We start from the raw sequence: 21,828 nt of genomic DNA, 5'->3' as shown, positions 1-21,828 counted from the left end.
GGGCCCCCGCCTCTACCGAATCCGTTAAGCGGGGGCCCCTCCTTACACCTCAAGCCCCGCGGAGGGTGGCCCCCACGCGCTCCGCGGCGAGGGCGACCGCCGCGTCCCGGGCGGCCACCGCCTCCTCGCCGGCGAGCGTCCGGTCGGGCGCCCGGAACGTCAGCTTGTACGCAAGCGACTTCCGTCCCGCGCCGAGCTGCTCCGAGGCGTAGACGTCGAAGAGTCGGACGTCCTCCAGCAGCGCGCCGGCCCCCTCGACCAGGGCCCGCTGCACCTCGGCCGCCGGCACCGCCTCGTCGACCACGAGCGCCACGTCGATCAGGGCCGGCGGGAACGTGGAGACGGCCGGCCCGGCCGCCAGCGGCGCGGCCGGAAGCGCGTCCAGGTCCAGCTCCATGGCGCTGGTACGCCGGGGCAGCTCCAGCGCCGCCACCACGGCCGGGTGCAGTTCGCCGGCGTGACCCACGACGGCGTCGTCGACGAGCAGCTCGGCGCAGCGGCCCGGGTGCCACGGGGCGCGCTCACCGGCCCGGACGGTGACCCGGTCGGCGGGGATGCCGGCGGCGTCGAGCACCGCCCGGCCCGCCTCGACGGCGTCCGCCCAGCTTGCCGCGCGGCCCGCGCCCCACCAGCCGGCCGGCTCGATCTCCCCGCACAACGCCACCGCCACGTGCCGCGGCTGCGATGGCACCACCGCGTCGGCGGCGGCGAACTCCTCGTCGGTGGGCCGCCGGTCCACACCCATGGCCGGCGGGGCGCCGGCGCCCGGACGCGGGTGGAAGACCGCGCCGATCTCGTAGATCGCGACGTCCCGCTGGCCCCGGCCGACGTTGCGCCGGACGATGCCGAGCAGCGGGCCGAGCAGGGTGGTGCGCAGCAGCGGCTCCTCCTCGGACAGCGGGTTCGCCACCCGCACCGCGGGCCGGCGCGGGTCGTCGGCCGGCAGGCCGAGCTGGTCGGCCAGCTCCGGCGCGACGAACGGCTGCGCCAGCACCTCGACCCAGCCACGCTCGGCGAGCGAGCGGGCCACCGCGCGACGGCGCTGCTGCGGCGGGGTCAGGCCCCGGCCGGGGCGCGCGGTGGGCAGCACCGACGGCACCCGGTCGTACCCGTCGAGGCGGACCACCTCCTCCACCAGGTCGGCCGGATCGGTCAGGTCGGGCCGCCAGCTCGGCGGCGTCACGGTCAGCACCTCGCCGGCCCCGGCGGCGGCCACCCCGGCCGCCCCCGGGTCCTCGCCGAGCCGGTCCGCGCCCCGGGTGACCGCGCACCCGACCTGCTCCAGCAGCTCCACCACCCGGTCGGTTGGGTAGGACACGCCGATCCGGCGCGACGGCAGGTCCACCGGCAGTGTGACCGGCGGAAGCGGGCGGACGTGGTCGAGGTCGAGCACCTCGGTGCCGGCCGTGCCGCCGGCCAGGTCGGTGAGCAGCCGGACCGCCTTCTCCAGCGCGACAAGCGGCAGCGCCGGGTCGACACCCCGCTCCCAGCGCTTCGCGGCCTCGCTGAACAGCTTGTGCCGCCGGGCGGTGCGGCCGACCATGGCCGGATCCCAGTGCGCCGCCTCGAACAGCACGTTCGTGGTGGAGGCGAGCACCTCGCTCGTCTCGCCGCCCATCACCGCGGCCAGCGAGATCGGCCCCGTCTCGTCGCAGATGACCATGTCCGCCGGCGCGAGGGCGCGGCTCACCCCGTCGAGCGTGGTCAGCTTCTCCCCCGGCTCGGCGCGACGCACCACGAGCGGCCCGGCGATCCGGTCGGCGTCGAAGGCGTGCATCGGCTGGCCGAGTTCGAGCATCAGGTAGTTGGTGAGGTCGACCGGCAGCGAGATGCTGCGGATGCCGGCCGCGGTGAGCCGCTGCCGCATCCAGTCGGGCGTGGCGACGGTCGGGTCCACGCCGCGCACCATCCGGGCGGCGAACCGGTCGCAGCCGACCGTGTCCCGCACCTGGACCGGGTACGCCGGCTCGGCGGTCCCGCCGGTGGCCGGCACGTCGGCCGGGTCGCGGAACGGCACGCCGAGCGCGTGCGACAGCTCCCGGGCGATGCCGCGGACGCTCAGCGCGTACCCCCGGTCCGGGGTGATCTCCATCTCGACCACGACGTCGTCGAGGCCGACGACCGGCCGCGCGTCATCGCCGGGCTGGGCCTTCACGTCCGCGGGCAGCACGATGATGCCCGAGTGGTCGTCGCCCAGGCCCAACTCCTTCGCCGAGCAGATCATGCCGTGGGAGTTGCGCCCGTACGTCTTGCGCGCGCCGATGGCGAAGTCGCCCGGCAGCACGCCGCCCGGGAGGATCACCACGACCTTGTCGCCCGGGGCGAAGTTGCGCGCCCCGCAGACGATCTCCTGCGGCTCGCCGGTGCCGTTCGCGGCCCCCACGTCCACCCGGCAGAAGCGGATCGGCTTCTTGAAACCGGTCAGCTCCTCGATCTCCAGGACCTCACCCACGACCAGCGGACCGGTGACGGTCGCCCGCAGGTCCACGATCGACTCAACCTCGATGCCCAGGTCGACGAGCGCCTGCTCCAGGTCGCCGATGGGCAGGTCGGCGGGGAGGTCCACGTACTCCCGCAGCCAACTGACAGAAACTCGCATGACTGTTAGACCACCGTTTCCCTTGCTCAGGCGCCGAACGCGCGGGTGAACCGCACGTCGCCCTCGGCCATGTCCCGCATGTCGCTGACCCCGTGCCGGACCATCACGGTCCGGTCGATCCCCATGCCGAACGCGAATCCGGAGTAGACCTCCGGGTCGATGCCGCAGGCGCGCAGCACCCGCGGGTTGACCATGCCGCAGCCGCCCCACTCGACCCACTGCGGCCCGTCCCGGTGCTCCGGGAACCAGACGTCGAACTCCGCCGACGGCTCGGTGAACGGGAAGTAGTGCGGACGCCAGCGGGTCTTCGCGCCCTCGCCGAACATGGCCCGGGCGAAGTGGTCGAGCGTGCCGCGCAGGTGCGCCATGGTGATGCCCCGGTCCACCACCAGGCCCTCGACCTGGTGGAAGACCGGCGCGTGGGTGGCGTCCAGCTCGTCGGTGCGGTAGACCCGGCCGGGCACCACCACGTAGATCGGCGGCTTGCGGGTGAGCATGGTGCGCGCCTGCACCGGCGACGTGTGGGTCCGAAGAACGAGGCCCGAGCCCGCTGAGCCGGCCGCAGCCGCGGCAGAGCCGTCGGCAGGTGCGATGTGGAACGTGTCCATCAGGCCCCGCGCCGGGTGATCGGCTGGGATGTTGAGCGCGTCGAAGTTGGTCCACTCCAACTCGACCTCGGGCCCCTCGGCCACCTCGTACCCCATGCCGATGAACAGGTCGCTGATCTGCTCCATCAGCACGGTCAGCGGGTGGCGGGCGCCGCGCGGCCGGCGGTCGTACGGCAGGGTCACGTCGACCCGCTCCTCCACCAGCACCCGCTCGGCCTGCTCGCGGTCCAGGATCTCCTGCCGGGCGGCGTACGCGGACTCGATCGCCCGGCGGGCTTCGTTGACCCGCTTGCCGGCGTCGGACTTCGCGGCCGGCGGCAGCGCGCCGATCTCCCGGCGCGCGAGCGACACCGGGGACCGGTCCCCCAGGTGCGCCGGGCGCAGCGCGGTCAGCGCGTCCGGGTCGGCGGCGGCGGCGAACGCCTTCTCGGCGTCGGCCACGGCCCCGGCCAGGGCGTCCGGGTCGAGCAGGGCGACCTGCTTCGGGTCGTACGGATCGTTGCGGTAGCTCATGGTGAACGGGCACTCCCTCACGGCGGCGCCGGCCCTTGCACAGGTCGGCGAGGCGAGTCTACGGACGCGCGGCTTCGCCGCAGCCCGCCGGTGGGGAGTCGTGCAGGGGGAAGGGTCAGGCCCGCCGCCCGCCGACACCGGCGGGCTGGCTAAACGAACGCCGTGGCGCGTTCATCACGAGGCGGACTCCCCTGCTGTTTCGCGCGTGCCCCCGGGGGCACGCAGTGCTCTGGCGGAAGAATACAGGCAGACGGCCGCCGCCGCAGCCAGGTTCAGGCTCTCCGCCCGGCCGTGCAGCGGCACCCGGACGCGGGCGTCGGCGACCGCGGTCAACTCCTCGGGCAGGCCGTGCGCCTCCGAGCCGAACAGCCACCCGGTGGGCGCGGCGAGCCGGCCGGCGTCGGCGAGATCGTCGAGGTCGCTGTCGCCGTACCCGGTGGTGGCGAAGATGGACAGCCCGGCGGCCCGCAGCGCCCCGACCACCCGGAGCGGGTCGTCGGCGCGGACCACGTCGACGTGGAACAGGCTGCCGGCGGACGCCCGCACGCACTTGCCGTTGTAGGGGTCGACGGCCTCGCCGGCGAAGACCACCGCGCCCGCGCCGGCCGCGTCGGCGGTGCGCAGCACGGTCCCGGCGTTGCCCGGGTCGCGGATCCCGGCCAGCACCGCGACCAGGCGCGGCCGGCGCGCCAGGGCCTCGTCCAGCCGGACGTCGAGGTGCCGGCAGACCGCCACCAGGCCCTGCGGGGCCACGGTCTCGGCGAGCGCCGCGAGGGCGTCGTCGGTGACCTCGGAGACCGGCACGTCGGCCCGGGCGGCGGTGGCGGCGAGGTCGGCGTACCGGTCCAGGGCGGCCGGCGTGCCGAACAGCTCGATCACCGTGCCGCCGCGGGCGAGCGCCTCGCGGACGGCCTGCGGCCCCTCGGCCAGGAACCGGCCGGCCTGGTCGCGGTCGCGCCGGCGGTGCAGCCGGCGGGCCGCCGCGACCCTGGAGGTACGCGGGGTGAACGGGCCGGGAACAGCGTCGAGGCGCCTCCCCTGCGACGGTGACTGCATGGGAGACGCCTCGATCTGCCGTACGGGTGGGTGTCAGGCGGCCTGGGCCGCGGCGCCACCGGTGCCCTCGGCCGCCACGGCGGCGCGGGCCAGCTCGACGATCGCCGCGAACGCGGCGGCGTCGTTGACGGCCAGGTCGGCCAGGATCTTGCGGTCGACCTCGATGCCGGCCAGGCGCAGGCCCTGGATCAGCCGGTTGTAGGTCATGCCGTTGGCCCGGGCCCCGGCGTTGATCCGCTGGATCCAGAGCTGCCGGAAGTCGCCCTTGCGGTCGCGACGGTCCCGGTAGGCGTACTGCATCGAGTGCAGCACCTGCTCCTTGGCCTTGCGGTAGAGCCGGGAGCGCTGACCGCGGTAACCGCTCGCGGACTCCAGCAGGGTACGACGCTTCTTCTGGGCGTTAACAGCCCGCTTGACGCGTGCCATCTCAACTCCTTCTTCGGTTCAGGTGGCGCGCGTCAGCGGCCGAGCAGCTTCTTGATGCGCTTGGTGTCGGCCTTGGCCAGCTCGACCGTGCCGGTCAGCCGACGGGTCCGGGTGCTGGCCTTCTTCTCCAGGTTGTGGCGGAGGCCGGCCTGCTGGGCAACGATCTTGCCCTTGCCGGTCACCTTGACCCGCTTGCCCATACCCGTGTGGCTCTTCATCTTCGGCATGTGGAACGTCTCTCCCTGTTACTGGCCGCTGGTGTCAGCGGTCGGGCCGGTCTCGCCGGCTGCGGCGGTGCCGCCGGCCGTCGGGGCCTCGCCACCTGCCGGGGCTGCGGACTCCTCCGCGGCGCGGTCCCGAGGCCCGCCGCGGGACGCCGTCGCGGCGACCGCGGAGGCCTTCACGGCCCGGTGCGGAGCGAGCACCATGATCATGTTTCGACCGTCCTGCTTCGGAGCGGCCTCGACGTATCCCAGGTCCGTGATCTCGGACTCGAGCCGGCGCAGGAGCCGGTAACCCAGCTCCGGACGGCTCTGCTCGCGACCGCGGAACATGATCGTCACCTTGACCTTGTCGCCCGCCTTGAGGAACCGCACCACGTGACCCTTCTTGGTCTCGTAGTCGTGCGGGTCGATCTTCGGCCGGAGCTTCATCTCCTTGATGACGGTCTGCTGCTGGTTACGCCGCGCTTCGCGCGCCTTGAGTGCGCTCTCGTATTTGAACTTTCCGAAGTCCATGAGCTTGCACACCGGCGGGCGCGCCATCGGCGCAACCTCGACCAGGTCCAGATCGACGTCCGCGGCCAGTTGCAGAGCGCGCTCCAGCGGGACGATGCCCACCTGCTCACCCTCAGGACCGACCAGTCGGACCTCACGTGCCCGGATCTGCTCGTTCACGCGTGGTTCGACGCTGATGGGGCCTCCTCGAGTCGAGTGTCCTACGGTGCCGACTCCGCGGGCCCCCGGGTGGGAGCCGACCCGGAAAGCAGAAGGCCCCGGCGTATGCCAGGGCCCACTCGACCGGTCGGCACGATCACAGGATCGCGCATCCGGGATCGGGACGTGCCCGAAACCGGGGACCGGACCCGGACGCCTGGGCGGCGACTCGGGTGGGAGCGGGCGCTCCGCTTCGCGACCGCCCGCTCGTCAGGGACGGGGGCAGTCTGGTCGACTCCGCAACACTACACCCCCGGCCCAGGCGCGCCCAAACCGGGCCGCAGGTCAGCGGGGTGCCGCGTGGTTGGCGGCGAGCCCGGCCAGGTGCGCCTGGTGCAGGCGCCGCAACGCGCGGACCGCCTCGACCGCGCTCTCCTTGTCGGCGGCCTGCAACGCGACCATCGGCAGCAGGTCGTCGTCGTGCAGCTCCAGGCTGGCCCACGGGGCGCCCCGGTCGAACCGGACCCCGCGGATCACCTCCCAGGGCAGCTCGTACGAGCCGAGCACGTTGCGCACCCGCACGCCGTTCGCGTCGGCGACCACGCGGGGGCGGGTGAACAGCAGGAACCCGAGCGCGCCGAACACGCCCAGCCCGACCATGGCGAACTGGTCGCCGCGCTGGAACGAGCCGTAGCCGTCGCCGGTGGCGCCGGTCAGCGAGGTCGCGACCAGGCTGAACACCACGAGCAGCGTGATCGCCGCCGCCCAGCAGACCACCCGGACGCGGCGGGGCCGCACGGTCACCACGGAATCGCTCACCCGACCAGTCTGCCATCCGGCTCGCGCTCGGGTTCGGCCGCCACACGGACCGGCACCCGCCACCGGACGCCGGCCACCAGCACCGCCAGCAGCGTGAGCACGGCGCCGGCGAGCACCGGGAGCCGGACGCCCGGCCCGCCGGGCAGCGCCGCGTCCAGCAGCAGCGCGCCGCTGAGCTGCCCGGCCACCAGCGCCAGGCCGGTCCGCAGCACCCCCGCGGCGCGTACGCCGACGAGCAGGGCGAGCACGATGCCGACGCCGAACACGCCGCCGACGTAGAGCCACCACTGCGTCGGCCAGGCCGCGTGATCGCCGAACGCGCCGCTCAGCACCGCCACCGCGCCGATCACCGACGAGCTGACCACGAAGTTCACCGCCAGCCCGGCGGCCGGCCCGATCCCGGCCGCGACCCGGCCGTTGAGCGCGGACTGGAGCGACACCGCCAGCCCGCCGACGACCGAGAGCAGCACCATCCCGACCGCCAGGTCGCCGACCGGCCGGCCGAGCTGCGCGAGCGCCACCGCGCCGATGCCGAGCGCCGCCCCGGCCACCCGGGGCACGGTGAACGGCAGCCGCCCGACGGCGGCCAGCCCGACCCGGTCGACGCCCAGGCCGCCGAGGCTCCCACCGGCCACCTGGGCGATTGTGTATACCGCCACCCCGAGCACCGGCACCACCACCGGCGCGGTCAGCACGATCACCGCGCCGCCGACCCCGCCGAGGTAGGACCACCAGGGCAGGCGGGCCCGGCGCAGCCCGGCCAGCCCGGTCCGCATCGCCGGCAACACGGCCAGCCCGACCAGCACGATCAGGCAGCCGCCCACGTTGTTGACCACCGCGCCGAGCACCGGATCACCGGTCCGCTCCCCCAGCTCGGCGTTGATCACGCCCTGGGCGGCGGACGCCATGCCACCCAGGACGACGACGGTCAGCGCGGCCGGGAGCGGCAGCGGCCTCACAGTCGACAGGCGTGGATGTTGGTGACCAGGATCGCCCGCGCGCCCAGGTCGTAGAGCTCGTCCATGATCCGGTGCACGTCGTCGCGGAGCACCATCGCCTGCACCGCGACCCAGCCCTCCCGGTGCAGCGGCGAGACCGTGGGTGACTCGATGCCCGGCGTGAGCGCGCTGGCCCGGTCGAGCAGCCCGGCCGGCACGTCGTAGGCGAGCATCACGTAGCGGCGGGCGACCAGCACGCCGTGCAGCCGGCGTTCCAACTGCTCCTGCTGGGCGCCGCCGGGCGCGCCGGTGCGCCGGACCAGCACCGCCGAGGAGCGCAGCAGCGGCTCGCCGAAGACCACCAGCCCGGCCTGGCGCAGCGTGGCGCCGGTCTCCACCACGTCGGCCACCACGTCGGCCACGCCGAGCCGGATGGCGTTCTCCACCGCGCCGTCGAGCCGGATCACCTCGGCCTTGACGTCCAGCTCGGCCAGGTGCCGCTCGACCAGACCCGGGTACGCGGTGGCGATCCGGTGCCCGCCCAGCTCCCGTACGTCGTCCACGTCCTGCGGGCGGGCGGCGAACCGGAAGGTGGCCCGGCCGAAGGCCAGGTCCATCACCTCCTCGGCCGGCGCGCCGGAGTCGATCAGCAGGTCCCGCCCGGTGATCCCGACGTCCAGGTCACCGGAGCCGACGTAAGTGGCGATGTCCTTGGGGCGCAGGTAGAAGAAGTCGATGTCGTTGGGCTCGTCCCGGCAGACCAGGTCCTTCGGGTCGGTGCGCTGGCGGTAGCCCGCCTCGCGCAGCATCTGGGCGGCCTTCTCGGCCAGGGCGCCCTTGTTGGGTACGGCGACGCGCAGCATGGGAGTGCTCCTTCGTTCGATCGGATGATCAGCGGACGGGCACTCAGAGATGTCGGTAGACGTCCTTCAGCTCCAGCCCGGTGGCCAGCATCAGCACCTGCGCCTGGTAGAGCAGTTGGGAGATCTCCTCCGCGGTCCGTTCCGGGCCCTCGTGCTCGGCCGCCATCCACGACTCGGCCGCCTCCTCGACGACCTTCTTGCCGATGAAGTGCACGCCCTTGGCGAGCGCGTCGACCGTGCCGGAGCCCGGGGTGCCGGCGGCGGCCTTGGCCTGCAGCTCGGCGAACAACTCCTCGAACGTCTTCACGGAGGGCGATTCTTCCAGCCGTCCCCGACGGGCGCGCCCACCGGGTCCCCCGGCGTCGGCCACCTCACCACTGCGGCCCGCCGGGCAGGCTGGCGAGGAAGGACCGGACGGCGACGGCGAACTCGGCCGGGCGCGCGGTGGGCACCGCGTGGCCGCCGTCGACCGTGACCAGGCGCGCCGCGGGGATCCGGGCGGCCATCCGGGCCAGCTCGTGCTGCGGGAGGTGACTGGTGGGGCCGCCGCCGACCACCAGGGTCGGCGCGGTGATCTCCGCCAACCCCTCCCACCATGTGGGAGGTGGGGCGTTGAGTTCGGCGACCACCGCCTGCCGGGCAGCCCAGTCGTAGGGCAGCGGCCCGTCCGGCCGGGGCGGCAGCCGCAGGCCGAGCGGCACCGGCGGGGGCGGTTCGACGAGCACCAGCGCCGCCACCCGGTCCGGGTGGGCCCGGGCGACCAGGTGGGCCGCCACCGTGCCCGAGGAATGGCCCAGCAGCGCGACCCGGGGCAGCGCCAGGACGTCGAGCAGCGCCCGCACGTCGTCGCGGACCAGCTCCAGCGAGTACGCCCCGGCGGGCCCGGTCGCGCCGTAGCCGCGCAGGTCGGGGGCGTACGTGCGGGTGGTGTCGCCGAGCGCGGCGGCCAGCACGGCCCAACCCCGCCCGCCCCTGCGGGACCCAAGCGGGTGATCATGAAGTTGACGGCAGTCCGCGTCCGTTTTGTCGCCGCCAACATCATGATCACCGCGGCGACGGCGGGCGGCGGGCGGCCGGTGGTCGGTGGTCGGTGGTCGGTGGTCGGTGGTCGGTGGTCGGTGGTCGGTGGTCGGTGGTCGGTCAGGCGAAGCCGACGCGGTGGGCGTTCGCGGCGTCCAGGGCGCGGACGGCGAGCGCGGCGTCCAACGCGGCCACGGTGGCCGCCCAGCCCTTGTCCTCGGCCGAGCCGGGCAGCCCGGCCCGGTCCCGGGCCTGCTCGATGGTGTCCACCGTGAGCACGCCGTGCGCCACCGGCTTGCCCTCGTCCAGCGCCACCCGGGTCAGCCCCTCGGTGACCGACTGGCAGACGTAGTCGAAGTGGGCGGTCGCGCCGCGCACCACGACGCCGAGCGCGACCACCACGTCGAAGCGCCGGGCCATCGCCTGGGCCACCACCGGCAGCTCCACCGAGCCGGCCACCCGGGCCACCACGGCCCGCGCGCCGCACGCCTGCGCGGCGGCCACCGCCCGGTCGGCCATGTGGTCGGTCAGCTCGCCGTGCCAGCGCGCGGCCACCACGCCGACGGTCATCCCGGCGGCGTCCACCGCGGTCACGCCCGGCTCCCCGAAACCCGCCATCTCCTACGCTCCCCTCTCGTCACCGGCGACCGGACGCCCCATCGGCGCCTCGCCCACCTCGCCCGGCCTGGCCAGCCCATCCGGCCCGGCCAGCCCATCCGGCCCGGCCAGCCCATCCGGCCCGGCCAGCCCATCCGGCCCGGCCAGCCGATCCGGCCCGTCCGGACCGTCCAGACCGTCCAGCAGGTGGCCCATCCGGTCCCGCTTGGTGCGCAGGTAGCGCACGTTCTCCGGGTTGGACCGCACCGGCAACCCCTCCCGGCCGGTGACGGTGAGGCCGTACCCCTCCAGTCCGGCCCGCTTGGCCGGGTTGTTGGTCAGCAGCCGCATCGAGCGGACGCCGAGGTCGTACAGGATCTGCGCGCCCGTGCCGTAGTCCCGCGCGTCGGCCGGCAGTCCGAGGTCGAGGTTGGCGTCCACGGTGTCGCGTCCCTGGTCCTGGAGCTGGTACGCCTGGAGCTTGTGCAGCAGGCCGATGCCGCGACCCTCGTGGCCGCGCATGTAGAGGACCACCCCGCGCCCCTCCTGGGCCACCCGGGCCAGGGCGGCCTGCAACTGCGGGCCGCAGTCGCAGCGCAGCGAGCCGAACACGTCCCCGGTGAGGCACTCGGAGTGCACCCGGACCAGCACGTCCCGGCCGTCGCCGAGGTCACCGAAGACAAGCGCGACGTGCTCCGCCGGGTCGTGCGTGGCGCGGTAGCCGAGCGCCCGGAACACGCCGTACGGCGTGGGCATCCGCGCCTCGGCGGCCAGCTCCACCTGCTTCTCGGTGCGCCGCCGGTAAGCGATCAGGTCGGCGATGGTGACGAGCGTCAGCCCGTGCTCGGCGCAGAACTTCTCCAGGTCCGGCAGGCGCATCATGGTGCCGTCGTCGTTGACCAGCTCGCAGAGCACGCCGGCCGGGCGCAGGCCGGCCAGCCGGGTCAGGTCGACCGCCGCCTCGGTGTGCCCGGGGCGCCGCAGCACCCCGCCCGACCGGGCCCGCAGCGGCACCACGTGACCCGGGCGGGCCAGGTCGGTCGGGTCGGTGCCGGCGTCGGCGAGCAGCCGGATGGTGTGCGACCGGTCGGCGGCCGAGATGCCGGTGCTGACCCCCTCCCGGGCGTCCACGGTCACCGTGTACGCGGTGCCGCGCCGGTCCTGGTTGGTGTGGTGCATCGGCGGCAGGTCCAGCCGGTCGCACTCGTCCTCGGTCAGCGGCACGCACACGTACCCGGAGGTGTGCCGGACCATGAACGCGAGCAGCTCGGGCGTGGCCAGCTCGGCCGCGAAGATCAGGTCGCCCTCGTTCTCCCGGTCGAAGTCGTCGACCACGACCACGGGCCGGCCGGCGGCGATGTCCGCCACCGCCTGTTCGATCGAACCGAAGCTGGTCATGCCACGACCTCCGAGTACGTCGCCGGGATCGGGGTGCGGGCGGCCACGGCGGCGCGGGAGGTGCGCCACCAGGTGTGGAAGCCGGCCGCGCAGAACGCGCCGTAGACCAGGTACATGGCGGCCGACGGGTAGAAGCCGCCGCGCAGCAGCAGCGGCACGCCGACCGCGTCGACGGCGATCCAGACCAGCCAGAACTCCACCCAGCCGCGGGCCATGCCGTAGGTGGCCAGCAGGCTGCCGACCAGGATCCAGGCGTCCGCGAGCGGCCCCCACGAACCGAGCGCGGCAAGCGCCGGGTAGGCGACGGCGGTGCCGACGGCGGCGGCGGCGAGGAGGCCGAGCCGTTCCCGGCCGGTGGCCCAGCGCGGCACCACGGCCGGCTCCGCGCCGCCGCCGGACCGGCGGTTGCGCGTCCAGCGCCACCAGCCGTAGACGCTCACCGCGAAGAAGAAGACCTGGCGGCCGGCCTGGCCGTAGAGGTCGTGCGCCTGCGGGGTGGCGAAGACGCCACCGAGGAACACGGTGAACAGCAGCCCGTTGCCGATCATGCCGACCGGCCAGGCCCAGACCACCCGGCGCAGCCCGAGCAGCGCCGAGACCAGCCCGAACACGTTGCCCACGACCTCCCGGACCAGCACCGGCGAACCGGCCACGTGCACCTGGGCGTCGAGCAGCCAGGCGATCGGGCCGGTCACCGCGCACCGCCCATCAGCCGCTCGACGTACTTGGCCAGCACGTCCACCTCCAGGTTGACCGGGTCGCCGGGCCCCTTGGCGCCGAGCGTGGTGAGTTTCAGGGTGGTCGGGATCAGCCCGACGGTGAACCAGTCGTCGCCCACCTCCGCGACGGTGAGCGACACGCCGTCGACGGTGATCGAGCCCTTCTCCACCACGTAGCGGGCCAGCCCGGCCGGCAGCCGGAACCGGACCGTCTCCCACTGCGCGGCCGGTTCCCGGGCGGTCACCTCGCCGACGCCGTCGACGTGCCCCTGCACCAGGTGCCCGCCGAGCCGGCTGTTCAACGCGGCGGCCCGCTCCAGGTTGACCGGGTCGCCGGGGCGCAGCGCTCCGAGCGCGGTGCGGCGCAGCGTCTCGCCCATCACGTCGGCGGTGAAGACGCCCGCGTCGGCGTCGACCACGGTCAGGCAGACCCCGTTGACCGCGATGGAGTCGCCGTGCCGGGCGTCCGAGGTGACGAGCGGGCCGCGAATGGCGACAAGCGCCGAGTCGTCGCCGGTCTCGGTGCTCCGGACGATCTCGCCCAGTTCCTCGACGATGCCGGTGAACATGGTCAGGCCTCCCTCTTCCGGGGCAGCGCGGTGATCCGCAGGTCGGGTCCGACGGGCGTAACGTCGGTGATCTCCAGGTCGATGGCGTCGGCGATGGTCGGCACGCCCGCGTCCACGAGTGCGGTGGGGCCGGCGCCGAGCAGCTTCGGCGCGACGTAGCCGACGATCCGGTCGACCAGGCCGGCGGCGAGGAACGCGCCGGCAAGCGTGGGGCCGCCCTCCAGCAGCGCGGCCCGCACGCCCCGGTGGTGCAGCTCGGCGAGGAGCGCCGCCAGGTCGACCCGGCCGTCCGGGCCGGCGCCGACCTCCGCGGCGGTCGCCACCCAGGTGCGCGCGGCGCCGTCGCGGACCCGGGCGTCGGCCGGGGTACGCCCCGAGCTGTCCACCACGACCCGCAGCGGCTGCCGGATGGCGAGCGTGCCGTCGCGCAGGTTGCGCGCGGTGAGCCGGGGATCGTCGGCGAGCACGGTGCCCACCCCGGCCAGCACCGCGTCGACGGTGCCGCGCAGCGCGTGCACGTCGGTGCGGGCCGCCTCCGAGGTGATCCACATGCTGGTGCCGTCGGCGGCGGCGGAGCGCCCGTCGAGCGTGGCCGCGTACTTCCAGATGACGTACGGCCAGCCGCGGCGCATCGAGGTGAGCCAGGCGACGTTGCCGGCCTCGGCCTCCGCGGCGCGTACCCCGAGGGTGACCCGGACCCCGGCGGCGCGCAGCGTGGCCGCGCCGCCGGAGGCCACCGGGTTGGGGTCGGGCACGGCGATCACCACGCGGGCGACACCGGCGGCGATGAGCGCGTGGCTGCACGGGCCGGTGCGGCCGGTGTGGTCGCACGGTTCCAGGGTGACCACCGCGGTGCCGCCGCGGGCGCGCCGGCCGGCCTGCGCCAGCGCGACGATCTCGGCGTGCGGGCCGCCGGCGTACGCGTGGAAGCCCTCGCCGACGACCTCGCCGTCGGCGTCGAGCAGCACGCAGCCGACGATCGGGTTGGGGCTGGTGGCGCCGAGGCCGCGGGTGGCCAGCGCGACGGCACGACGCATCGCCTCGTCGACGGTGACGCTCGCCATGGCCGGTCCTGCCCTCCCGCTCGCCGGTCACGCGCGGGCGGGGTGGGAGGTGGCGGCGGGGTGGCCGCGGACACGCGGCGGCGGAGAACCCGGGAACGGCATGGCCGGCCCCGGGGAGCCCACGGTGCGCTGAGGGTGCTCAGCGGCCGGCGGGCCTCCCCCGTCCGCGCGCTGTCTCCCATCCGGACTTTCTGGGGGCGGACGAGCCGCACCCCAACCGTCGGCCCCGGATTCTCACCAGGTCCACCGTCCGGCCGAAGCCGTCCGGGTCGCGGGCTTACCACGGTCGGACCGTGGATCACCGCCGGTTCGGAATTTCACCGAGCCCCGCCAGCGCGTGGTGGGTACCCCGGAAGTCTTACACGTTCCGGCGCGACGCGCGCCACAGAGGCGAGCTACCTCACAGGCGCGGGCGTCCGGTCAGGTGACGCCGCGGCGGCGGTCGACCGCCACGTACGACCCGGGTTGGCTCTTGGCCACCGTCTTCATCTCCGACGCCACGGCGATGGCCTCCAGCGGGTCGGTGAACCGTTTGCCGCTGTCGGACAGCGACACGCCGATGGAGAGGGTGACCAGCGCGGCCCGGCGGATGTTGCCCCGCCGGTCCTTCAGCTCGACGAAGCCGCGCTCCCGGTCGGTCGGGTCGTAGAGCCCGTCGGCGGCCGTCTCGAAGTCGACCACCGCGCGGCTGGTCAACGGCCGGACCTGGGTGGGGGCGCAGACGATGACGAAGTCGTCGCCGCCGACGTGGCCGAGGAAGGCCGGCGGCAGCCCGATCGACACCACCGCCCGGTGCAGGCTGCGCGCGAGCGCGGAGATGAACTCGTCGCCGCGGACGAAGCCGTACCGGTCGTTGACGCTCTTGAACCGGTCGATGTCGACGTAGCCGACGGCGTAGTCGACGCCGCTGCGCACCCGGTCGCTGATCTCCCGCCGGATGCGGCTGTTGCCGGGCAGGCCGGTCAGCGGGGAGACCTCGCGGAACTCCTTGTTGCGGCGCAGCGTGGAGCTGACCCGGGCGACCAGCTCGGCGGTGTCGAACGGCTTGACCAGGTAGTCGTCGGCGCCGGCGCTGAGCCCGTTGACCTTGTCGGAGGTCATGCCCTTGGCGGTCAGCATGATCACCGGCAGCGCCGAGGTCATCGGGTCGGCGCGCAGCCGGCGGGTCAGCTCCAGGCCGTCGACGCGGGGCATCATCAGGTCGACCACGGCCAGGTCCGGCCGTTGCCGCTCGATGACCTCCAGCGCCTCCTGGCCGTCGGCGGCGTGCAGCACCTCGAAGCCGTGCAGGCGCAGGTTGAACTCGACGAAGCGGGCGATGTCCTCGTCGTCGTCGACGACCAGGATGACGTCGGGGCGGTCGCCGGCCGGGTCCATCTCAGGCCCCGGTCGTCGCGCGTTCCGCCAGGCCCCGCAGGCGGCGTACGGCCTCGGCCGGGTCGTCGGCGCCGTAGACCGCGGTGCCGGCGACGAACGCGTCGGCGCCGGCGGCGGCGGCCTGCTCGATGGTGTCCGCGGCGATGCCGCCGTCGACCTCGATCCGCAGCTCCAGGTGCCCGCTGTCCACGTGCCGGCGGGCCGTGCGCACCTTGTCCAGCAGCGACGGCAGGAAACGCTGGCCGCCGAATCCGGCCTTGATCGTCATGATCAGCAGCGTGTCGAAGCTGGGCAACAGGTCCAGGTACGGCTCGATCGGGGTGTCCCGGTCGATCGCCAGCCCCGCCTTCGCCCCGGCCGAGCGCAGGTCCTTGGCCAACGCCACCGGGTCGTCGCACGCCTCGGCGTGGAACGTCACGTTGTACGCCCCGGCGTCGGCGTAGCCGGGGGCCCAGCGGCGCGGATCGGTGATCATGAGGTGCACGTCGAACGGGATCTCGGTCACCGCGCGCAGGCTCTGCACCACCGGCAGGCCGATGGTGAGGTTGGGCACGAAGTGGTTGTCCATGACGTCCACGTGCAGCCAGTCGGCGGCGGACTCCACGGCGCGGACCTCGTCGGCGAGGCGGGCGAAATCGGCGGCCAGGATGCTTGGCGCGACGACGGGCGGCGGTACGGTCACCGGGCCAGTGTACGAACGCGGTCGCCGGCCGGTCGCGGCACGGCACCACAAGGAACAGGCTGTGACCCTTCCGTCACCTGTGGTGCAGAATCGGCCCGGACGGACGGGGAATCGGCACGAATAGTCGTGTGTGACTGGCCGATCGATTGAAAGATGACGAAACTCCTACCGGGACGGTCACATATGCTGCACGCCCGGGCGCGGGGGCGCCGCACGGGCCCGCGGCGACCGGATGCCATCTCTCCGGCGAAGGGGCGGACGATGCGACGGTGGCTCCACGCGCTCGCGCTCGTGGGCGCGGTGACGGCGATGCTCGCCGGCTGCGCCCCGGCGCACCGGGCCGACGGGGACCTCATCGACGACTGGGCGGCGTTGCCGGCGCCGCGGTTGTTCGTCCCGGCCACCGACGCGTGCCTGCCGCGGCTGACCGCGGTGGTGCAGGCGGCCACCTACGAGACGGTGGACTGCGCGGGCAGCCACCTGGCCGAGGCGGTGCACGTCGGCTCCTTCACCGGACGGGCGGCGGGCGGTGCCCGCCCGGAGCCGGGCTCGCCGGAGCTGCGCGGCGCCCGGACCGAGTGCGACCAGCGGGCCCGGGAGATGATCGGCGGGGACTGGCACGCCGCCCGGCTCACCCTGAACATCGCGCTGCCACCGGCGACCGCCTGGATGGCCGGCGCCCGCTGGTTCCGCTGCGACCTGGCCGAGACCGACAGCATCGACAACACCCGGCCGGTCAACCGGGTGGGCAGCCTGCGCGGCGCGCTCGTCGGCGACAACCCGCTCGTGCACCGCTGCTTCGACCCGAAGCTGATCGGCGCGAACCTCAACTACATGGCGCCGGTGCTGTGCACCGAACCGCACCGGGCCGAGTTCGTCGGCGTCTACTCCGAACGGGACATGAGCTGGGCGGAGTTCGCCCGGAGCGCGCCGTCGGCGCACCGGCGCTGCATGACGCTGATCGCCGCGTTCGCCGACGTGCCGGACAATGCCGAGCTGCCCTACCGGGCCGGGTCCATCTTCTATCCGCCGTCACAGCGGGAGTGGGAGGAGGGCGACCGGGGGGTGCGGTGTTTCCTGTGGAGCGACGACCGCAAACTGACCCGCTCGATGCGCGACGCCGGCCCCGAGGGACTCCCCGTGATCTAGGGCCCGGTGCCGTATGCTGCGTCGCCGAGGCGTACCGGTCGGCCGGGCGGCTCCGGACGGCGGGGAGGTCGGTCGCGATGCGGCGATGGTGGGCGGCGGTCGCCGCGGGCGCGGCTGCGGTGCTGGCGCTCGGCGGCTGTCAGGCGCCGGCCGGGGTCGACCGCGACCTGACCGACGAGTGGCCCGCCTTCGCCGCCCCGGTGGGTTTCGTGCCGGAGACCGACGTCTGCCATCCCACCGTCGCCGACGTCGGCTACCTCAGCGGCTACCAACCGGTCGACTGCGCCGCCGAGCACCGGGCGGAGACGCTGCACGTCGGCACGCTCACCGGCCCGGAGGCCGACCGCTCCGCGCCGCCACGGGCCGGTTCGGCGGGGATCCGGGCCGCGCACGCCGAGTGCGCCCGGCAGGTGACCCGGGCCGTCGGCGGCGACTGGCGCTCCGGGCGGTTGCAGCTGTCCGTGGTCTTCCCGTCGGCCCTGGCCTGGTCCGGCGGCGCCCGTTGGTACCGCTGCGACGTCGCCGAGGTGTCGGACCTGGACGAGGGCAACGTGACCGCACGCACCGGCAGCCTGCGCGGCGCGCTCAAGCGCGGCTCACCGCTGGCGCTCGCCTGCTTCAACCCGAAGCTGAGCAAGGACGAGGTCCAGGCGATGCGGCCGGTGGCCTGCACGGCGAAGCACCACGCCGAGTTCGTCGGGATCTACCAGGCGCCCGACATCCCCTACGCCGAGTTCCAGCGCACCTCGCTGCGGGCGCACAAGGCCTGCCGGGGGCTGATCGCGAAGTACGCCAAGCTGCCGGACGACAACAACCTGCAGTACCGAGCCGGCACCATCATCTACCACCCGTTCGAGCAGCAGTGGCGCGACGGGGACCGGGGCGTGCAGTGCTTCCTCTGGGTGTCCGACCGGACGCTCACCCGTTCGGTCCGGGGCGCCGGCGGGAAGGCGTTGCCGATCACCTGAGCCGGGGGCGGGGCGGGCCCACGGCCCACCCCGCCCGGCGCGCTCAGCCGACCTGGAGCGTCACGTCGTCGATGACGAAGCTGGTCTGGAGCGAGGCGTCCTCGACGCCGGTCCACTTGAGCGTGACCGTCTGTCCGGCGTATCCGGCCAGGTTGAAGCTGCGCTGGGTGTAGCCGGTGGCCTTGTTCAAGTTCGAGTAGGTCGCCAGCGTGGTGGAGCCGACCTGCACGGTCAGCTTGTCGTACGCGGTCGAGGTGGTGGTCTCGGCCGAGTCGATGTGCAGCCAGAACGCCAGCGTGTAGCTGGTGCAGCCGGCCGGCAGCGTCACCGACTGGGACAGCGTGTCGGTGTGCGAGGAGCCGTACCCGTCCAGCCACGCCTTGTACGAGCCGGTGCGGGCCGCCTGGCCCTGGTCGGTGGTGATCACGCCCGAACTGGCCGTCCACGACGTGCTGCCGGACTCGAAGCTGCTGTTACCGATGAGCTGCCCGCCGGTGCAGCCGCCGCTGCCGCCGGTCACGGTGAGCGTGTAGGTGGCGGTGCGGGTGGCCGAGCCGGTCCCGGTGACGGTGATCGTGAACGTGCCGGTGGTCGCCGAGGACGAGGCGCTGACCGTCATGGTGGCGGAGCCGCCCGAGGTGACCGAGGACGGGCTGAAGCCGACCGTGACCCCGCTCGGGGCGCCGCTCGCCGACAGCGTCACCGTCTGGGCGCTGCCGGCGGTGGTGGCGGTGCTGACCGTGGCGGTGGTGGAGCCGCCCCGGGCGACGCTGCCCGAGGTGGGGCTCACCGCGACGGAGAAGTCGTTGGTCGGGGTGCCGCCGCCGACCGCGAGCGCCCAGATCGCGTACGCCACACCGTCGGCGCTGCGGTTGAGCACGGTCGTGTTGATGTTGCTGGTGGTGTCGCAGGAGCGGTGGTAGCAGCCGTCGTACGCCGCGCCCGACGTGCCGCCCCACTTGGCGGCCTGCGCCGCGGTCTTGGTGTAGCTGGCGCCCGCCGCGTAGCCGGAGGTCTGGATGCCGGCGTTGGCGAACGAGTAGTCGTCGGAGCGGCCCTGCCCCTCGGTGTTCTCCTCCGGCGAGATGCCGAACGAGTCCCAGTACGCCTTGAGCGGCGCCGCGGTGGCCGAGGTGATCCGGTTGATGAAGTAGCCGCCGTTGGGCGAGCCCACCATGTCGAAGTTGTAGTAGCCCTTGATGTAGCCCCGCTGGGTGGAGCTGAGCTGGTTGACGTAGTGCTTGGAGCCCTGGAGCCCCTGCTCCTCACCGTTCCACCAGGCGAACCGGACCCGCTTGGTCATGGTCGGGTGCTGCGCGGCCAGCACCAGCGCGTTCTCCAGCAGGGTGGCCGAGCCGGAGCCGTTGTCGTTGATGCCGGGGCCGGCGGAGACGCTGTCCAGGTGGGCGCCGAACATGACCACCTGGTCGGTGGGGCCCTGCGGCCACTCGGCGATCAGGTTGCTGCCCGGGTAGGTGCAGCTGGTGCAGTTCTGCTCGGTGACCGTGTAGCCGGCGGCCTGGAGCTTGCCCTTGACGTAGCTGACCGACGCGGCGTAGCCGGCCGATCCGGCCCGCCGGTTGCCGCCGTTGCTGCTGGCGATGGAGTTGAGCTGGGTGAGGTGGGCCTGGACGTTGGTCAGGGAGACGTCGGGTGCGGCGAGCGCGGCGACGGCCGGGGCGGGCGCGGGGGCGGCGGAGGCGGTGCCGGCCAGGCTCGCCGTCGTCAGGGTGGCGACGAGGGCGAGCGCGAGGCTCATGGTCGGCGTGCTGCGTCTCATGGAGACTCCTCGTGGGAAACGCGGGGGTGACGGACCGTTGGACCGGTGATCGGAACAGTTACATGCATCGATCGCACAGTCAACGGGATGTCACATCCCGCGAACCCCCTCCCCCACGCGGGATGCACCCGCTCGCGTGGTCACCCCCGGCGCAGGACCGCCAGGAACATCGCGTCGGTGCCGTGGCGGTGCGGCCAGAGCTGCACCGTCGGGCCGTCACCCAGGCCCGGCATGCCGGCCGGCAGCAGCGGCCGGGCGTCGACGAAGTCGACCGGGAAGCCACACCGCCGGGACGCCTCGGTCACCGTCACGTGCGTCTCCACCACATGCGGCGAGCAGGTCACGTACGCGACCACGCCCCCCGGGCGGACCGCGCGCAACGCGGCGGTGAGCAGCTCGCGCTGGAGCCGGGTCAGCGGCGGCAGGTCCGACGGCTGACGCCGCCAGCGCGCCTCCGGCCGGCGGCGCAGCGCGCCCAGGCCGGTGCACGGCGCGTCGACGAGCACCCGGTCGAAGTGCCCCTCCGGCAGCTTCGGCTCGGTGCCGACGTCACGCCCGTCGGCGTGCACCACGGTGACCGGCAGGCCGCGGGTGGCCTGGTCGACCAGCCGGGCCCGGTGCTCGGCCACCTCCACCGCGGTCAACCGCGCGTCGCGCGTCGCCGCAAGCGCGCCGAGCAGCCCGGACTTGCCGCCCGGACCGGCGCACAGGTCCAACCACCGGCCGTCCGGACCGTCGAGCGGCGCGGCGACGAGCGCGTCCGCCACCAACTGGGAACCCTCGTCCTGCACGTGCGCCCGCCCGTCGGCCACCGCCGCCAACTCACCCGGCGCGCCGCCGGACAGGTAGACCGCGTACGGGGAGAACGCGCCGGGCGCGCCGCCGACCTCGTCCGCGAGCGCCACCGCGTCGGCCCGGCCCGGCCGGGCGCACAGGTGCACCGGCGGGCGCTCGTTGTCCTCGATCAACAGCCTGGTGGTCTCCCCCAGGTCGCCACCGAGCGCCTCGGCGAACGACCTGACGATCCACTGCGGATGGCTGAACGCCAGCGCCAGGTGCCCGATCGGGTCGGCCTCCTCGGCCGGGGCGAGCTTCGCCACCCAGGCGTCGGCGTCCCGGCCGGCGACCTCCCGCAGCACCGCGTTGGCGAACCCGGTGGCGCCCGGCCCGACCGTCCGGACCAGATCCACAGTCGACGACACCGCGGCGTGCGCCGGCACCCGGGTGTGCAGCAACTGGTAGACCCCGAGCCGCAGCGCGTCGCGCACCGGCGGGTCGATCCGCTGCACGTCCCGGCCCGCCGCGTCGGTGACGATCGCGTCGAGCGTGCCGGTGTGCCGCAGCGTGCCGTAGGTCAACTCGGTGGCGAACGCGGCGTCCCGGCCGGTCAGCCCCGCCTCGCGCAGCATCGCCGGCAGCACCAGATTGGCGTACGCGTCGTCGCGGTGCACCGCCGCGAGCGCCTCGTACGCGACGTGCCGGGGCAGGTCCACCGCCGGCCGGACCGGACGCTGCCCGCCCCGCCGGTCGGCGCCACCCCGGCCCGACCCGCCGGGCCGGCCCGCGCCACGCGGACGATCGCCGCCGCTGCGCTCGTACCCCCGGGGTCGCCCGCCCTCGACGGACCGCTCCGGCCCGGTCATGCGGAGCCCTCTTCCGTTCGCGACTGCGGGGCTCGCAAACCCGGCTCACTCCTCGCGCTCACGCGGAGCCCTCTTCCGTTCGCGACTGCGGGGCTCGCAAACCCGGCTCACTCCTCGCGCTCACGCGGAGCCCTCTTCCGTTCGCGACTGCGGGGCTCGCAAACC

Annotated in this window: 20 protein-coding genes, 2 pseudogenes and 1 riboswitch; of the genes and pseudogenes, 2 read left to right on the top strand and 20 right to left on the bottom strand. The window is 74.3% G+C overall.

All coding sequences use genetic code 11. The features are described 5' to 3' along the window. Window positions 1–49 precede the first annotated feature (49 nt). From pheT to rpe, 18 genes and pseudogenes are all read right to left on the bottom strand, one after another. Entirely contained in the window at window positions 50–2,599 is a 2,550-nt protein-coding gene (pheT, locus tag O7613_RS06485; protein ID WP_282292732.1) for a phenylalanine--tRNA ligase subunit beta, read from the bottom strand. 26 nt (window positions 2,600–2,625) lie between these two features. Next, a complete protein-coding gene (pheS, locus tag O7613_RS06480; RefSeq protein WP_282292730.1) occupies window positions 2,626–3,720 on the bottom strand; it encodes a phenylalanine--tRNA ligase subunit alpha in 1,095 nt (364 codons plus the stop codon). 174 nt (window positions 3,721–3,894) lie between these two features. Beyond that, window positions 3,895–4,776, bottom strand: a complete 882-nt coding sequence (locus O7613_RS06475) for an RNA methyltransferase (protein WP_282292728.1) — start codon at window positions 4,774–4,776, stop codon at window positions 3,895–3,897. 33 nt (window positions 4,777–4,809) lie between these two features. After that, the gene (rplT, locus tag O7613_RS06470; RefSeq protein ID WP_281583696.1) at window positions 4,810–5,202 is read right to left on the bottom strand and encodes a 50S ribosomal protein L20; all 393 of its coding nucleotides are present in this window, start codon (window positions 5,200–5,202) and stop codon (window positions 4,810–4,812) included. A 32-nt stretch (window positions 5,203–5,234) separates the two neighbouring features. Then, window positions 5,235–5,429: a 50S ribosomal protein L35 gene (gene rpmI, locus O7613_RS06465; RefSeq protein ID WP_281583697.1), complete on the bottom strand. Its 195-nt coding sequence runs from the start codon at window positions 5,427–5,429 to the stop codon at window positions 5,235–5,237. Window positions 5,430–5,447: 18 nt separating this feature from the next. Further along, window positions 5,448–6,098 (bottom strand): translation initiation factor IF-3, encoded by a 651-nt coding sequence (gene infC, locus O7613_RS06460; protein WP_281583698.1) that lies wholly within the window; start codon window positions 6,096–6,098, stop codon window positions 5,448–5,450. Between the two features lie 324 nt (window positions 6,099–6,422). Next, window positions 6,423–6,896: a PH domain-containing protein gene (locus tag O7613_RS06455; RefSeq protein ID WP_281583699.1), complete on the bottom strand. Its 474-nt coding sequence runs from the start codon at window positions 6,894–6,896 to the stop codon at window positions 6,423–6,425. Further along, window positions 6,893–7,855 (bottom strand): DMT family transporter, encoded by a 963-nt coding sequence (locus O7613_RS06450; protein ID WP_282292726.1) that lies wholly within the window; start codon window positions 7,853–7,855, stop codon window positions 6,893–6,895. The genes O7613_RS06455 and O7613_RS06450 overlap by 4 nt, the downstream gene beginning before the upstream one ends. Next, a complete protein-coding gene (hisG, locus tag O7613_RS06445) occupies window positions 7,852–8,697 on the bottom strand; it encodes an ATP phosphoribosyltransferase (protein ID WP_281583701.1) in 846 nt (281 codons plus the stop codon). Before hisG ends, O7613_RS06450 begins: the two co-directional genes overlap by 4 nt. Window positions 8,698–8,740: 43 nt before the next feature. Beyond that, on the bottom strand, window positions 8,741–9,022 hold the full coding sequence (locus O7613_RS06440) for a phosphoribosyl-ATP diphosphatase (protein WP_348651336.1): 282 nt from the start codon (window positions 9,020–9,022) through the stop codon (window positions 8,741–8,743). 46 nt (window positions 9,023–9,068) lie between these two features. Continuing rightward, a pseudogene (locus O7613_RS06435) lies at window positions 9,069–9,656 on the bottom strand (alpha/beta fold hydrolase); the annotation flags it as partial. 181 nt (window positions 9,657–9,837) lie between these two features. Beyond that, window positions 9,838–10,335: a 6,7-dimethyl-8-ribityllumazine synthase gene (gene ribH, locus O7613_RS06430; protein WP_281583705.1), complete on the bottom strand. Its 498-nt coding sequence runs from the start codon at window positions 10,333–10,335 to the stop codon at window positions 9,838–9,840. 180 nt (window positions 10,336–10,515) lie between these two features. Then, window positions 10,516–11,712: pseudogene (locus O7613_RS06425) on the bottom strand (bifunctional 3,4-dihydroxy-2-butanone-4-phosphate synthase/GTP cyclohydrolase II); the annotation flags it as partial. Then, window positions 11,709–12,407, bottom strand: a complete 699-nt coding sequence (gene pnuC, locus O7613_RS06420; RefSeq protein ID WP_282292725.1) for a nicotinamide riboside transporter PnuC — start codon at window positions 12,405–12,407, stop codon at window positions 11,709–11,711. The pseudogene O7613_RS06425 and the gene pnuC, both read right to left, overlap by 4 nt. Then, the gene (locus O7613_RS06415; RefSeq protein ID WP_281583707.1) at window positions 12,404–13,000 is read right to left on the bottom strand and encodes a riboflavin synthase; all 597 of its coding nucleotides are present in this window, start codon (window positions 12,998–13,000) and stop codon (window positions 12,404–12,406) included. The genes pnuC and O7613_RS06415 overlap by 4 nt, the downstream gene beginning before the upstream one ends. Before the next feature lie 2 nt (window positions 13,001–13,002). Then, window positions 13,003–14,064 carry a bifunctional diaminohydroxyphosphoribosylaminopyrimidine deaminase/5-amino-6-(5-phosphoribosylamino)uracil reductase RibD gene (gene ribD, locus O7613_RS06410; RefSeq protein WP_282292724.1) on the bottom strand — a complete coding sequence of 354 codons (1,062 nt, stop codon included), beginning with the start codon at window positions 14,062–14,064 and terminating at the stop codon, window positions 13,003–13,005. A gap of 166 nt (window positions 14,065–14,230) precedes the next feature. After that, window positions 14,231–14,403: riboswitch (FMN riboswitch) on the bottom strand. A gap of 81 nt (window positions 14,404–14,484) precedes the next feature. After that, window positions 14,485–15,441 (bottom strand): response regulator, encoded by a 957-nt coding sequence (locus tag O7613_RS06405; RefSeq protein WP_281583709.1) that lies wholly within the window; start codon window positions 15,439–15,441, stop codon window positions 14,485–14,487. 1 nt (window position 15,442) lies between these two features. Beyond that, the gene (gene rpe, locus O7613_RS06400) at window positions 15,443–16,123 is read right to left on the bottom strand and encodes a ribulose-phosphate 3-epimerase (RefSeq protein WP_282292723.1); all 681 of its coding nucleotides are present in this window, start codon (window positions 16,121–16,123) and stop codon (window positions 15,443–15,445) included. A gap of 261 nt (window positions 16,124–16,384) precedes the next feature. Here rpe and O7613_RS06395 point away from each other — a divergent pair, with 261 nt between their 5' ends. Together O7613_RS06395 and O7613_RS06390 are read left to right on the top strand one after the other, a co-directional pair. Then, the gene (locus O7613_RS06395; RefSeq protein ID WP_282292721.1) at window positions 16,385–17,272 is read left to right on the top strand and encodes a septum formation family protein; all 888 of its coding nucleotides are present in this window, start codon (window positions 16,385–16,387) and stop codon (window positions 17,270–17,272) included. A gap of 77 nt (window positions 17,273–17,349) precedes the next feature. Then, on the top strand, window positions 17,350–18,240 hold the full coding sequence (locus O7613_RS06390; RefSeq protein WP_281583712.1) for a septum formation family protein: 891 nt from the start codon (window positions 17,350–17,352) through the stop codon (window positions 18,238–18,240). Between the two features lie 43 nt (window positions 18,241–18,283). On the opposite strand, the gene O7613_RS06385 is transcribed toward O7613_RS06390, so the two are convergent. Together O7613_RS06385 and O7613_RS06380 are read right to left on the bottom strand one after the other, a co-directional pair. After that, entirely contained in the window at window positions 18,284–20,020 is a 1,737-nt protein-coding gene (locus O7613_RS06385; RefSeq protein WP_281583713.1) for a M28 family metallopeptidase, read from the bottom strand. A 140-nt stretch (window positions 20,021–20,160) separates the two neighbouring features. Further along, entirely contained in the window at window positions 20,161–21,663 is a 1,503-nt protein-coding gene (locus O7613_RS06380; protein ID WP_282292718.1) for a transcription antitermination factor NusB, read from the bottom strand. Window positions 21,664–21,828: the final 165 nt, after the last annotated feature.

This window comes from Micromonospora sp. WMMD975, assembly GCF_029581215.1.
Lineage (GTDB): Bacteria > Actinomycetota > Actinomycetes > Mycobacteriales > Micromonosporaceae > Micromonospora.
This window is presented reverse-complemented; position numbering and strand designations above follow the sequence as displayed.